This window comes from Streptomyces antioxidans, assembly GCF_000968685.2.
In the GTDB taxonomy this organism is placed as follows: Bacteria; Actinomycetota; Actinomycetes; order Streptomycetales; family Streptomycetaceae; genus Streptomyces; species Streptomyces antioxidans.
Genome location: NZ_LAKD02000095.1, coordinates 1 through 14,234, shown reverse-complemented (window position 1 = coordinate 14,234; position 14,234 = coordinate 1). Strand labels below are relative to the sequence as shown.

Sequence of the window (14,234 nt, the reverse complement as noted above, 5' to 3'; positions counted from 1 at the left end):
GGGTGCCCTATGCCAGGGTCGGTCCTGGTACGGGACCGTCGGCGACGAAGGCAGAGGCGCATGCTTCGGAAGCCAGCAGCCGCTCCGCGATACGTTCCGCTTCCGGCCGGTCTGTCGCGAGGAAGGCCATGGTCGCCCCCGTGCCGCACAGCATGCCAGCCAGTGCTCCGGCGGCCTGGCCGGCCTTGAGGGTCCTGGTCAGCTCCGGCCGCAGGGCTGTGGCGGTAGCCTCCAAATCATTGCTGATGGAGGCGGCCAGCCCGGCCGTATCGCCTTGGGCCAGTGCCTCGAGGAGAGCGGCGGAAGGCTGTGGTGTCGGCATGTCCGCCGCGGCGAACGGCAATCCCGCCTCCCGGCGTCGCCGTTCGTGTGCCCCGTAGACCTCGGGGGTGGACAGCCCGAAGCCGGCGATGGCGAATACCCAGTGACACGTCCTGGGACAGGGGAGTCGCGTCAGGCTTTCGCCGCGCCCGATCCCGAGAGCGGTGCCACCGAGGAGGTTGAAGGGAACATCGCTTCCGAGCTCAGCAGCCAAGGACATGAGGACGTGCTGTTCCGTCCCGAGTCCCCAGAGGGCGTCACAGGCGACTAGGGCGCCAGCGGCGTCCGCGCTTCCGCCAGCCATGCCGCCCGCCACCGGGAGCCGTTTGTCTATGTGGATGTGCACGCCAGGTTCGACGCCCGCGTGCTTGCCGAGCAACGTGGCCGCCTGGGCGGCGAGATTGGAGTCGTTGGTGGGGACGCGCTCCTTCCCGGGTCCCGACACGGTGATCCGCAGCCGGTCAGCCGGAGAGACCGTTATGTCGTCATAGCTGGACACGGCCATGAAGACGTTGGCGAGTTCGTGGAAGCCGTCCGTACGTCGCCCACCGACGACGAGCTGCACATTGACCTTGCCCGGTGCACGGACGGTCACTGATCCCGCATTGGACATGTGAACCACCTTCTGGCCGCGTTCAGTTCTCGGACACGATGCTGCGCATGCTCCACAGCAGTGTTCTCAGGGAAGTCGGCTGTCTCAGCGCGTAGGTGATGGCGTCGGCGACGTCGTCCGCCCGCATCATGGTTTCCAGCTGCGGCATCTCGGGGGTGCGTCCCCTGCCCATGGCGAACTCAGTGTCCGTGGCACCCGGGCACATCGCCGTGACACGGATCCCGTGCGGACGCAGTTCACGGTCCAGCGATCCTGCGAGGCCGACGACGGCATGCTTGGTGGCCGCGTAGACAGCCTCGTCATGACGTCCTCTCAGGCCGGCAACCGAGCTGACCAATACGATGTCGCCACCGCCGCGCGCGATGAGCAACGGCACTGCCTGCCTGACGGTCCACACCGTCCCCGCCACATTGGTGTCGATGAGTTCCCGGACATCGCCGTCCGACAGGTCGAGGATGCCGCCGTACGCTCCGACACCCGCGTTGGCGACCAAGCAGTCGACACCCCCGAAGGTGTCCACCGCGCAGGAGAAGAGACCCTCCACCTGCTCGGGTATGCGAATGTCCACCTCCGCCCAGGCAACCCGCTCGTTGCCGAGTTCATCGGCGATCTCCTTGAGGCGGTGGTTCCGCCGGCCACCGAGGACCACTTGGGCGCCAAGCTCGTGGAGCTGCCGAGCGGTGGCCGCGCCGATGCCCGATGTGGCGCCTGTGACGACGGTCACTGTGTCACGGAGGTCCCTCATAGCGCGTGCTCCTGAGGCTGATGAATCGATTCTGTCTGGCTGTAGGCGTGCACGGCCCGAGCCAGCATCAGATCGTGTTCAAAGGTGATCTTGAAGTTCGAGGCATTTCCCGAGGTGGTGATCACCGTCGCGCCGGTGCTGTTGACCATTCCCGCCTCATCGGTGTGTGTCGCCCCCTTGTCGAGCGCCACCTCGAAAGCGGAGCTGAGACATTCGCGGTGATAGACCTGCGGGGTCTGGGCCGCCCAGAGGCGATCACGGTCGAACGGCTCCGCGAGCAGCGACTTCTCCGCGGCCAGATGGAGGCTGTCCACCAGCGGGAGCACGGGAACTACCCCGCAGGGGCGCACTCGGCCTTCTGAACGCTCAGCCGTACGACGAAGATGGTCCAGCAATTGGTCCACCGTACCGTGGGGTGTGAAAGGGCGCGCGATATCGGTGACGGCGAGCCATTCCAGGTCCGCCGCCAGCGCGGTGATCCCTGCGTGAGTACTGGCCTGGCGGGTTGCGCCGCCGGGGACGACGAGCACTGGCACACTCAGGTTCGCCGAGCTGACGATCTCTTCGAAGGCGTACTGCATGTCTGTCGGTGCCGTGACGGCAATAGCGGAAACCATCTGATTGGAGGCCATGGCTTCCAGAGCGTGCAAAAGGAGTGTCTTGCCGCCCAGTTCGATGAGGGCTTTGGGTCCGTGGCCGAGTCGTTCCCCCTGTCCTGCGCCCAGGAGCACTGCCCCGGCTGACCATGATGTGTCGAGCGAGTAGGGGTGATGGTGCGGCGTCCTCATGGTGTCCTCGAATATAAAGAGCTCTTTCGCTGTCATGTCTAGCTATTTCTCGGGTCCGGTAAGGTATGCCAGCACCCTGTTCATGAGCTCTGCCACTGTCTCGTGGGCGAGCCTCGCAGTGGAGTAACCGGCCTGCAAAACCATGCATTCGCCGTCGATATCGAGGTCCACACTGATCCAGGGAAGATCCTTGAAGGCCGTTGCCTCCTGAGGCCAGAACGAACGAACCTGCAATCCCGGGAAGGTGGGCGGCGGCTGTGTCGTCGCGACGTTCAGATGAACGTAGGGATCCTTGGGACTGCGGTCGGGTACCTGCGGCGCCAGCCGTTCCAGGAGGACCTCGAACGGCATCATGTCGTGCTCCAGCGACTCCAGCATGGCCGTGCGGGTCCGGTCAGCGATCTTCGGAAAGTCGTCTGTGGCGGGAGTTTCCACTCGGAGGAGAACACGGTTGTTGAGATAGCCGATCATCCGCTCGCTGCCCTCGAAGTACCGTCGGCTCGACGGGTAGAGCAGACCTGACTCGTGCTGGCCTGTGACGTCGCGAAGAGCAGTGACCACCGCCGAGGCGGCCAATGCCGACAGGGACAGGTGCCCATGGGGAAAACTCCGCTGCCGCTCACGGACCTGCTGTGCGGGGAAGACCGCCTTCCACTCGGCGCCCACGCCGGTCCGGCCCGACTGCACGGGCAGTCGGGTGGCAGGGAACGGGCCGAAGTCCGTCCAGATGTTCTTCCAGTAGTCGAAGGCAGCTGCCGCTTCCGGTCCGGCCAGCCATTCATGCTCGTATTCGGAGAATTCCGATTGATCGTAAATCTGCGCAACATGGGTATCGGCGGGCTCAACGATCAGTCGCCAGTAGGCGTCCGCCAGGTCTTCCAGGAACACCTGTACCGATGCCCCGTCGAAGATCGCATGATCGACGGAGACGGCCAGTTCCCAGTCGTCGGTTTCTTCACGGATCAAGTGTCCTCGGAACAGTGGGAACTGCTCCGGGTCGAATGGCTTGTGCAGCGAACGGTTCGCATGTTCGCGTGCTGCCCAGCGCTCCTTCTCCGGTATTTCGCACATGTCCAGGACTTCGACGGTCCAAGCAACGTGCTCTTTGTCGACACATTGCGCCCAGCCGTACGCGGAAGTCGACGGGAAATATGTCCGGAGCGCAGCGTGTTGACGGGCGACCTCGGTAAGTGCTCGCTGAATGAGCTTGGGGTCGGGGTGTCCCTTCAACTGCAGACCGAATGTGACGGGACGCCTCCGGCGACCCTTTTGGGAGGCCCTGGCGATTGCCAGTCGACCTATCTGATTGCGGCTCATTCGGATCTTGCGCACCGCACCGGCAGGGGGCGAAGCTAGTACCATACGGACCTCTTGTTGTCTAACCGGTTGTGGAAGCGCTATCAGCGACGTGGTCATTGAGGTGCGCGCCGACCCGTTGAATCACATGTTCCGTCGCGTCATCCAGGAAGAAGTGGTCGCCTTTGATGGGTTCGAGTGAGAAGGAACCACTGGTGTACGCGTCCCACGCACTCATCGCCGATTTATCCGCGTCGGAATCGGCATCCCCGTACAGGCCGAGGATCGGGCAGTTCACATCCTGTACCGGATCGCGACGATAGTTGTCGAGTATGGTGTAGTCGGCGCGAATCACCGGGATGTAAAGTTCCATCAGCTCGTCGTTCTCAAGAAGCTCTTCAGGCGTGCCACCCACTTTGCGCAGCCCTCGTTTGAAATCCTCGTCGGAGCGGTCGAAGATGGCCTCCTCCGGTGTTGCAAGATGGGGAGCCCGGCACGCGGAGACGATAAGGGACTGAGGGCCGGGGTAGCCCTGGGAGACCACATATCTGGTCAGCTCGTAGGCGATTATGGCCCCGAAGCTGTGCCCGAATACCGCATAGGGCGCCCGAGCCTCCGCGTTGACGCCGCGGGTCAGGTCCCGGAGCAGCTCAGGCAGCGTGTCCAGCGGAGGGTCGGTACACCGCGATCCGCGCCCGGGGAGCTCCAGTGGAACAACGTTGATCGAGTCCGGCAAGCCGGCCTGCCAGACGTCGTAGACACGTGCGGAACATCCCGCGTAGGGGAGGCAGTAGAGGTTCAACGCCTGGTTCGAGGCATGGCCCGTGACGGGCGGACACCCTTTGGCCGCCAAGGCGGCGATCCGCCCGGAGAGCCCGGCGACGGTCGGATCGCGGAATATTTCACGCAACGGGATTTTGAAGTCGAGTTCATCCGAGATGCGCCGTTGGAACTCGACAAGCAGGATGGAGTTTCCGCCGGCGTCGAAGAAGTTCTCCTCGTCAGAGACGGGATCGGCCTCCAGCGTCTGCTGCCAAGCCCTGACGACAATCTCCCGGGGAAGCTGCATGTTGTTGCTGGAAATGTTCACGGTAGAGCCTCCTCGTCACCGCGAGCCGGCATGTGCCAGAAGGACGCGGTCCACTTTCCCGGCGGTGGTTCGGGGAAGGGAGGGAAGAATGGTGACCTCAGCAGGGCAATGGCTGGCAGGCAGCCTTGTGCGTAGCCACTTCTTGATGTCTGCCGCGGTCGCATGACGGGCGACTACATAGGCCGAGATGAACGCGCGTTCGGGCCGCTCGACGTCGCGGAGCAGGGCCACCGTCTCGGAGACATCCGGGTGCTCTTCCAGGACGGACTCAATCTCGCCCAGTTCGATGCGGTGGCCCCGGAGCTTGATCTGACCATCTGCTCGCCCCAGGAACTCCAGTGTTCCGTCAGCGCGTTGCCGCGCTCGGTCCCCAGTTCGGTAGACCATCTGGCGCCCGTGCGGGGTGTCGCGACGGCAGAAGCGCTGTGCCGTCAGCTCCACCTGGCCGAGATATCCGAGCGCCAGACCACTCCCGTAGAGCAGGATCTCCCCCTCTCCGGATGGGTCGTCCGGCGAGTTGTCCAAGCAGGCGCCACTATCGGGCAGCGCCGAACCCAGGGTGATCGGGCCGGTCCCATCGATCAGGGCGGCCATGGCCCAGATCGTGGCCTCAGTGGGCCCGTACAGATTCCACAGTTGCTTGCACGCCGACGTGAGCTCTTGTGCGAGGGCGGGAGTGAGTGCCTCGCCACCGCACCAGATGCGGCTGGTCGGCAGTTCGATCCGATTACCGGCGGCCACCATCCGCCAAAAGCTGGGAGTGGCCTGTACGACGTCCGGGGCGTTGTCGGCGACGAACTCACAGAAGACGTCCGGGTCGAATCGTGCCTCTGCCGGTGCGGCGATGAGAGAGGCCCCTACTGAGAGTGGCAGAAGCATTTCCGCCATGGCGATGTCGAATGACAGGGCCGTCATGGCGACCATGGACTCACCCGCTGCCAGGCCCGGGACGTGGGACAGCCCTGATAGCCGTGCGAGCAGCGCGTCATGGGACACCATGACGCCCTTGGGCGCTCCCGTGGATCCCGAGGTGTACATCACGTAGGCGACGTGCCGCAGGTCGGCGCTATCACTGCTCGGTGGCTCCGTGAATCCCGTGCGCTCAACAGTGAAAGCGCATTCGGATTCCGCCCGAATCAGCAAGGGGGGACGGGCGTCCGCAAGGATCCGGTCTCGGTGTGGGGCCGGGCTCTGCCTGTTCAGCGGGAGGACGCCACAACCGGCTTGATGCGCCGCCAGGATTCCGACGGCACCACTCACGGGACCGTCAACGTCGAGGGCAACCAGCCGGCCCTGAAGTCCATATCGCTCAATGGCGGTTGCCAGAGCGTTCACGTGCCCGACGATGTCCCCGTATGTGTACCGCCGACGGCTTTGGACCGCCAAGGCCGCGGGCGACCGCTGAGTCTGGGCGAACACGGCGTCCCAGATTGTCCGCATCGCCTACTCCTCACCGCGTATGAGCTCGTCCAACCGCTGGGCGTAATGGGAGAGAATCGGGTTGTCGAAGATGACCCGAATGCCAATTGATACGTCGAATGTCCTGCGGATCTGCCCGGTAGCCTTGGCGGCCCTGATCGAGGTGCCCCCGATACGGAAGAAGTCGTCATGGGCCTGCGGGGTGCGCCCGAGGACCTCGGCCCAGATCTGCGCGATCCTGTGAATCGTGGATTGTGCTTCCGCGGTGTCGGGCTGAGCAACCTGCGGCCTGGGTAGGACCGTGAGCAGGGCATCCCGGTCGATCTTGCCGCTGGCGTTCAACGGCATCGACTCGAGGCGGTGGAAGACCGTCGGCAGCATGTACCGCGGGAACTGGTGAACGAGGGCCTCGTGGATGGCGTCTTCGGTAGCCGCCCCGACGAAGTGGCCAACCAGAACTCCGTCGTGCCCGGCCGTCATGATGGCCGCGGCCTGCCTGACACCGGCTACGTTGAGCATCGCGTGCTCAATCTCCGAGAGCTCGATCCGGTGGCCGTGCATACTCACCTGCGTGTCACGGCGTCCGATGAACTCGAGGTCCCCGTCCGCGGTCCAGCGGCAGATATCACCGGAGTAATACCAGACGGACCCGTCCTCCTCCCGCAGGAAGGACTTGTAGGTCAACGGGGCGTCGTGGAGGTAGCCGAATGCCAAGGCCGCGCCACCGATGACCAGTTCCCCCTGCACGCCTGGCGCACTGACAGTTGCCCCATCGCTGTCGACCAGGCGTACCTCCGTTCCTTTGATCGGGCTGCCGATCGTGGGAAGAGCGGTCCGTTCACTTGACCGCAAATCGGCGCTCGCGGTTGTCACCACGGTTGCCTCGGTCGGACCGTAGTGATTGAAGACGGCTGCCGGGAACTCAGCTGGGGGATAAAGCCGAAGCCGGTCACCCCCAGTGCGCAGCACCTTCAGCGATGTCGGCGGTTCGGCAAGGCTGAACAGCTGTTCCGCGAGTGGAGTGCTGAGAAAGCACTGCTCGACCGAGTCGTTCTGGAGGAAGCGGGAGACGGCATCTATGTCGGCCGGGTCAAGATCGCTGGGCAGCACCAGGGTCCCGCCATTGGCCAGCGTCGACCAGATTTCCCACACCGATGCGTCGAAACCGAGGCCGGCGAGGGCTCCTACCCGCACCCCGGGGCGCGTTCCATAGGTCTGTCCGTGCCAGCACACCAGGTTGAGCAGGCTGTGGTGTCCAACCGCCACCCCCTTGGGGATGCCCGTGGACCCCGACGTATAGATGACATAAGCCATCGAGTCCCGGCTGGTGTCGTGCTCGACAACCTCACCAGGTACCGCACCGGAGGCGGCTCCTACCAGAGGCACATCGGCGGGTAGCAATTCCTGAAGGTCGCCTTGGGCCAGCACGGCGCGGGGCTTCGCGTTGTCCAGGATCACGCTGATACGGCCACGGGGGAGCGCCGGGTCCAACGGCAGGTAGGCACCCCCGGCGAGCCACACGCCCAGCTGTGCCACGACACCGGCCACACCCCGGGTGAACAGTGTCGCCACCAGGTCGCCCGGCGTGAACCCCGCGGTGCCGCACACCCGGGCCCTGACATCGAGTGAGGCCGCCCAGAGCTCACCGAAGGTGAGGCTCTCCTTGCCGCACTCGACGGCCAGAGCATCGGGGGTGCGCGAGGCCACCTCTTCCACCATCTGCCACACGGTCATGCGGTGGGCCGTCTCCGCCATGTCCACTACCCTCCTGTGCGCCTGTCCGGCGCGGCGACATTTCCTCAGATCTCGAATGCTGTTCCGGCAACGTGCCGGGCGATATTCGTTATGGGCATACGTGGAGCCTCGGCACCCGCGCGGACTGGCTTCGCGCGTCGGGTACGTGGACTCTCATCCCACGGATACTGGACTCATATGGCCTGGACGCTGTTGCAGCGCCCAGCGCACAACCCAGGGCGTGGCAGTGCCTGCGCACAGGAAAACGGCCCCCACGATCACCCAGCCTGCTGTGCCGGTCCCCAGCACCAGCGCGGTCGACACCAGCGGTGCGGCAGTCAGGCCTACGGTGGTGCCGGTACCGAACATGGCCTGGTACTGGGCGTGTTCGCCTTCCGGAGCAAGCCCGAACGACAGTTCCCAGCCGGCAGCGGCATGGAGCATCTCGCCCCATACGAAGACGAGAGCGGCGCCCACTAGCAGGAAGGCTGCGAGGGACACATACTGCCCCGCAAGGCCGAAAAGCACACAGGCTCCGAACAACAACACCCCAGCGCGACGATTGGCGATTCCGGCACTGCCCAGGTCCGTCACGCCCCGGCTCGCGCGTGCCTGGAGGAACACCACCATCACGGTGTTCAGTCCGAAGAGCACGCCTCCCATCCACCGGGGGGCTCCCGTGTGCTCCGCGACCCACAGGGGCAAGATTTCCAGCAGGCCCATCTGCAGGGTGAACAGCGCATCGATCACCGTCAGTGCGATGAACGGCCTGTCGCGCAGGACACCGAGTCGGGAGGCGTCAGCAGGACGCTCAGGCCGGCTGGTGTGTGGCAGGAGCGCACTGACATACGCCGCGAACAAGAAGATCGAAGCGGAGCAACCTATCGCCACCAGGTATGCCCAATGCTCATTCACATGGAGCACCCAAGCGCCCGAGCCCGCTGCCAGTACTGCGGCGGCGTTGGACCAGGACCTGATCCTGGATCGATTCACGGTTCTTTCCTCGCCGACCAGAACCGCGCCCATGACGGCTCCCTTGGCCGCGTGCGCCGCCCGGCCGCATACGGTCACCACGATGGTGATGGTCGCGTATGCGATCAAGTTCTTCGCCACGACGTACGCCGCGGTCCCAAGTGACTGACCCAACATGGCGGCTACGAGAACAGGTCGGCTGCCGAACAGATCGGACAGCCGGGCCACCGGTACCCCGACCACGATGCTGATGCCGCCGGCAAATGTGAGTACCGCACCCACTTGGACAGCTGGAATCCCCACGCTCACGGTGAAATAGATCAGCCCGATGGTCACGAAGAGAACGCGTCCGGCCATTGCCGAGGAAGATACGTACGCCAAGCGCCCGACGTCTCCGGTCAGAAAGAGACGCCGTCTCGCACGTAACCGTGGAACGTTCAACATCAACCTATCCCCCGTCATGTCAATGGCGCCGCGTCATGCGCAGTCGACGCCCCCTGCTGTGTTCGACAGTTGCCCCGGGGTACTTTCCTCTCGTCTGTCAAAATGGACAGAACGCCTGCATCGGATCTGAATCCGACCGAGGGAAGTGTCCTGCGCTCCAAGTGCAGGCCGATGCGTCCCGGTTAATCGATGGGCAGCAGGATACATGTCCAGCTTCTCCTCGCAAGGGCTTGCGAGATTCGGGCATAATGCCTGATCGCCGCATGTCGCCATTTCTTTCTATCAAGCTTTCACCGCAACTCCTTGGCGTAAATGTGATCTGACTCACAGTGTTCAAACATTGGCATATCGTCGGCCGGTGAGGTTTTCTCTGCGGAGATCGCTTTCCAGGTTCCGTTGAGTAGTAAGGCGGCGCGGGCGATGCCGTCGCCTTGAGTTCGGCGGCTGCGCCCTCACCGAGGACCGGACATGGCGAGGATCTACGGGGAAGGAAATCGGGCATGACGACCCTGATCATCAGCAATCAGCGCACCGAGGAGATGGTGGGCGATCTGGATATTCTGGACGCCGATTACCGACTGTACACAGGAAACCAAGCACAGCGGATGGCCTGGTGTCTTCGCGAGGGTGACGTACTCGTGCTTCCCATGGGGATGAAGGAAGGGTTTCTTGAGTATGTCGTCAGTCACCTCCGATTCAGCCCTCATTCTGTGAGGGTGCTTACGCCTCCTCCGGGCAGCATGGGCGACGGGATTTTATCCCGGGACCGGCTCCTGGAGAAAGATTTCCTCGCCGAGCTGCGCGAGGTTGTTCGCCTCGCCGGTGTTGACAGAGTCCTTCCCTTTCACTTCGAAAGCGTTGTGGCCGTGCTGGCGAGGGAGTTGGGGCTGGATGTCACTACGCCGGGGTTCGGACTGCTGGACCAAGGCGGGGGGCGACTACTGAACAGCAAGTCGACTTTCCGGGCACTGGCCGGTGGTGCCGATATACCTGTACCCGACGGAATTGTCTGTTCCGCTGTGGAGGCAGCTGCTGAGTTCCTGTGGGAAAAGCTTTTGTCTCAAGGGCGTTCGGGCATCTTGAAGCGGGATCTTCACGTCGCCGGTTACGGAAACGAGATTGTTAGCCCCAGGGCGGATTTCGAGCCGGTAGGTGCTCAGCGGGCTGTGGTGGTCTCGGATCGAGGGGCGCTGGACAAGTATTTGAAGGAGCGATGGCCGTGGCTCACCGACAACGGGCGCAACCCGGTCGTCATCGAGCGGTACTTTGCCGGATCAGACCCGATCTGTGTCGAGTTCAACATCTCCGAGCACGGCATAGAGCTGGTGGGTCACGGCGAGATGCGCGTCAATGGCCACGTTTGGCCTGCCTCCTCGGCACGGAACGACACCTTCCCGCACCTTCTGGAAATGGCCGAGCGTCTGTGTGAGTCGGTCCGTGTGATGGGTTATCGAGGTGTCGCCAGCGTCGATGCGATCGTAGTGCCGGATGGAAAAATCTTGGTGAATGAGATCAACTGCCGGGTAAGCGGCTCCACTCATATCTATCAGATCCGGGACCGGGTTGTTGGATCCGAATACCAGAATCAGCGCGTTCTTGCCGAACGCCGTCGGTGCTCCTTCCCCTCTTTCTCCCGCACCCTCGATGCCTTGACGGCAAGTGGATTGGCCTACGATCCGCAGGCGCGGACCGGTGTACTGCTGACGGTCGATGACAGCAGCCCCTCCGGCGGTCATGGCGAATACTGTGTCGTTGCCGAAACCACGACACAGGCGCAGCAACTCGAACAGGAATTCTCCAGTCTTCTCCGTTTGCTCTGACTCGGTGGGGGCCAAGCGGTCGTGGTTGCCGCCGATACGGATCAGCTGAGTAATCGAAGTCAGAATGCAAGATGGGCTGAATGGCGAGGAAATGCAGAGAGTTGCAGTAATTTATGACCTTGGTGCTGCCAGTGCGGTTGACATCTTAACAGCATTGGACGGATTTGCCGTTCCGATTTTCGTGTGCCCAGACTCCGATCGCGAAGAATGCCCCTTCGAAATTATGTCGGAATTCGGGATCCTATGCGATGTCAGAGGTCTCGATTTCGATGAGGCGGTGCTCCGCCTGCGTGACTTGCGGCCCGCTGGGATCATGACTTTCACCGACTACCAACTGGGCTTCACCGCCCGGCTGGCGGCCGCACTTGGACTGCCATTCCATACCTTGGAAACTGTTGAGGCTCTGACCCGCAAGTATGTGCAGCGGAGGCTCCTGAATTCCTGCGGAGCATCCCATGTGGCGACACGGCTCATCCAAGACGAGTCATCACTTCGCAGCGCGTTCGCCGAGCTCGGATGCCCCGGGGTGCTAAAGCCGGACATGGGTACGGGTAGTCGGAGTACATATCGGATTGTTGATGCCGGCGACGTGGAAGAGTTCAGTGCCAGAAATTTCGCGGGTGACGCGAAGTCGGAGAGCCCCGAGCAGTTCGTTCTGGAAACAGAAATCCCATGTGCTGTGCCGGACGGCCCCTGGGGTGACTATGTGTCGGTAGAGTCCCTGATCCTCGGTGACCGGATCGAGCACCTGGGTATCTGTGGCAAATTCCCCCTGTCGAAACCATATCGTGAAACAGGGTCGTGCTTCCCCGCGGCGCTATCGCCGACGGATGTAGCCGCGATCACTGATCTCGTTACTCGGGCGATCAGGGCATTGGGTGTGCGACACGGGATCTGTCATACCGAAGTCAAGTTTTCGGCCACGGGTCTTCAGATCATCGAGGTCAACGGACGGTTGGGAGGACGAGTCAATGAGCTGGTCAGACAGACAGGCGGCCCCAGCGTGATCGAGATTGCCGCACGTCTGGCCCTGTCGGACAGCAGCGCCTTCACGATGGCGCGCGAGTGGGCGCCACAAGGTGTTTCCTTCCTGTATGCCAAGGTGCCTCCATTTGAGGCCACTCGCCTGCTGGACATTCGTGGAGTGGATGATCTGCACGACATGACCGGAATTTCGCGTGCGATTGCCCAGCAGGAGCCGGGAGCGGCTATTGACTGGCGTAGGGGCAGACTGGAGCATGCTTATATCTGTTTTGGTGCGGCCGGCAGTCACGAAGGCGTTCTTCGCCTCGTGTCAGAAATCGAGGAGACCGTGTCGGTGACATATGAAGTCGTTCGCAGCGACGCTGTCGGGCCAGAAATCTGTGAGAAGTAGGCAGTCGAAAGACAGCGGGGGAGTTTCTGTCGTGCTGATTCAATGCCCTTATGCTTCGGATGATAATCTGCAGCCTGATCCTTGCGCCGATTACCTGTTCCTCAAGGAGGAGCCTCCGATCCGTAAGGACGAGGATCTCGGAGTTTGGCTGGTGACCGGTTTCGAGGAAGTCGGCGCTCTGCTGCGTCACCCGGCCCTCTCCTCGGCCTGGCCTGAGCGGGGAAAGACGGTGCTGCACAGTACGGCGGCACGGGCCGGCGGCACAGCCCGGACGTCCGACACCGTCCGTCGCTGGTTCATGTTCAACGACGGTGCGCGGCACAGAAGACTGCGGCAGTTGATGGCACCGTTGTTCGGCACAGATCAGCTGGCCCAGTTGCGCCCGTTCATTGAAGAGCAGGTGGACGAACTGGTCGACGCCCGTCGTGACCGGGTCGACGTCATGTCGGATCTCGCCGTACCTCTGTCCAGTAGGGTGATCTGCCGCCTCTTGGGGGTGCCCGCCGATGTCGCCCCTCACCTCGAGGGCTGGGCCCAGGACATTGCTGCCCTGCTTGTTGCCGACTACCTCCCCGAAGTCGCTGAACGCGGACATCGTGCACTGGAGCAGGTCGAGGACGTCGTGCGCAGAAGCGCAGAGAGCACCACCCTCCCCGAAGAAAGCGGACTGGCGCTCCTCTTCCGCGCTGGTTGTGCCGGTGTGATCGAAGACGCCGATATGGCGGCAATAGCCAGTCTCATCATCTATGCGGGTTTCGAGACCACATCAACCTTTATCGGTAAGGCAGTGCGCTCCGCATTGCACGCGAACGCATGGTGTGAACTGGCGGGCGCGGACGCCGAGTCAAGCGTCGAGGAGTTGTTGAGATTCGACACCTCGGTCCGGCAAGTAGCTCGTGTCGCGACGGCGGCCGTCGACCTGTCCGGCCAGCGTATTGAAGCGGGTGACCTGGTCCTGCTCATGCTGGGTGCGGCGAACCGTGATCCTCGTGAGTTCACGACCCCCGACGGTCTGGATCTTCGGCGCAAGGGGCGGAGACACCTGGGATTCGGCTATGGCTCCCACTACTGCCTCGGTGCTGGGCTCGCGCGCCTCGAGGTTCAGATTCTGCTGCGGAAGCTCGCGGCTAGGTGGCAGACGGCGGAGCTCGTGGCCCAGCCGACCATCAGGTACCACTACGGAATCACGGTGCTGGAACAGCTTGAGATCAAGGTCCACTCGCCACATGAGTCGGCTCACGATCTGCGTGCAGGGTCGCACTCGCTTCAAGCGTCGCGGCCGAGTGGTCTTCTGTGATCTAAGGGTTGTCCCGTAACTGGACGGTGTCCCTTTGCCAGCCCGGATCGGACCGTGTCAGTGGCTGGTGACAGGATCGAGGGGTGCTGATCAAGGGATACGACGTCGGCCCGCTGGTGCCGGGCGAGTCACTGCTGCTCCACCCGGGCTTCTGGTCGAACTACCTCTTGGTGATGGGCAGCGACGGGGGGTGTGCCGAGCGCCCGGTTCCGGAGTGGTTCGGTGAGGACGGCGCCGATGCCGATGCCCTGTCCGAGGTCCTCTTCGATCCTGAGCACTGGCCCGCGTTCAGGGTGCCGGCAGAAGACGGACCTGGAGCC

General features: G+C 63.1%; 11 protein-coding genes and 1 pseudogene. 4 read left to right on the top strand and 8 right to left on the bottom strand.

Features of this window, described 5'->3' with window-relative positions; genetic code table 11:
- Positions 1-7: 7 nt before the first annotated feature.
- The 8 genes from VT50_RS28900 to VT50_RS28865 form a co-directional block, all read right to left on the bottom strand.
- On the bottom strand, positions 8-934 hold the full coding sequence (locus VT50_RS28900; RefSeq protein WP_046089161.1) for a 4-(cytidine 5'-diphospho)-2-C-methyl-D-erythritol kinase: 927 nt from the start codon (positions 932-934) through the stop codon (positions 8-10).
- Positions 935-956: 22 nt separating this feature from the next.
- A complete protein-coding gene (locus VT50_RS28895) occupies positions 957-1,658 on the bottom strand; it encodes an SDR family oxidoreductase (RefSeq protein WP_206269500.1) in 702 nt (233 codons plus the stop codon).
- Between the two features lie 17 nt (positions 1,659-1,675).
- Positions 1,676-2,503 (bottom strand): IspD/TarI family cytidylyltransferase, encoded by an 828-nt coding sequence (locus tag VT50_RS28890; protein WP_053048754.1) that lies wholly within the window; start codon positions 2,501-2,503, stop codon positions 1,676-1,678.
- 6 nt (positions 2,504-2,509) lie between these two features.
- Positions 2,510-3,784, bottom strand: coding sequence for a condensation domain-containing protein (locus VT50_RS28885; protein ID WP_075200490.1), 1,275 nt, complete (start codon positions 3,782-3,784; stop codon positions 2,510-2,512).
- A gap of 61 nt (positions 3,785-3,845) precedes the next feature.
- Positions 3,846-4,853 carry an alpha/beta fold hydrolase gene (locus VT50_RS28880; protein ID WP_143645291.1) on the bottom strand — a complete coding sequence of 336 codons (1,008 nt, stop codon included), beginning with the start codon at positions 4,851-4,853 and terminating at the stop codon, positions 3,846-3,848.
- Between the two features lie 15 nt (positions 4,854-4,868).
- The gene (locus VT50_RS28875) at positions 4,869-6,293 is read right to left on the bottom strand and encodes an amino acid adenylation domain-containing protein (protein ID WP_046089158.1); all 1,425 of its coding nucleotides are present in this window, start codon (positions 6,291-6,293) and stop codon (positions 4,869-4,871) included.
- 3 nt (positions 6,294-6,296) lie between these two features.
- Positions 6,297-8,006 (bottom strand): non-ribosomal peptide synthetase, encoded by a 1,710-nt coding sequence (locus tag VT50_RS28870; protein WP_158083232.1) that lies wholly within the window; start codon positions 8,004-8,006, stop codon positions 6,297-6,299.
- Between the two features lie 174 nt (positions 8,007-8,180).
- The gene (locus VT50_RS28865; protein WP_046089156.1) at positions 8,181-9,335 is read right to left on the bottom strand and encodes an MFS transporter; all 1,155 of its coding nucleotides are present in this window, start codon (positions 9,333-9,335) and stop codon (positions 8,181-8,183) included.
- A 587-nt stretch (positions 9,336-9,922) separates the two neighbouring features.
- Here VT50_RS28865 and VT50_RS28860 point away from each other — a divergent pair.
- The 4 genes and pseudogenes from VT50_RS28860 to VT50_RS28845 form a co-directional block, all read left to right on the top strand.
- Complete coding sequence (locus VT50_RS28860) at positions 9,923-11,242, top strand: preATP grasp domain-containing protein (RefSeq protein ID WP_053048752.1); 1,320 nt, start codon at positions 9,923-9,925, stop codon at positions 11,240-11,242.
- A 64-nt stretch (positions 11,243-11,306) separates the two neighbouring features.
- Complete coding sequence (locus tag VT50_RS28855) at positions 11,307-12,617, top strand: ATP-grasp domain-containing protein (protein ID WP_078840912.1); 1,311 nt, start codon at positions 11,307-11,309, stop codon at positions 12,615-12,617.
- A gap of 31 nt (positions 12,618-12,648) precedes the next feature.
- Positions 12,649-13,914, top strand: a complete 1,266-nt coding sequence (locus VT50_RS28850; RefSeq protein ID WP_063893260.1) for a cytochrome P450 — start codon at positions 12,649-12,651, stop codon at positions 13,912-13,914.
- An 83-nt stretch (positions 13,915-13,997) separates the two neighbouring features.
- Positions 13,998-14,234: pseudogene (locus VT50_RS28845) on the top strand (hypothetical protein); the annotation flags it as partial.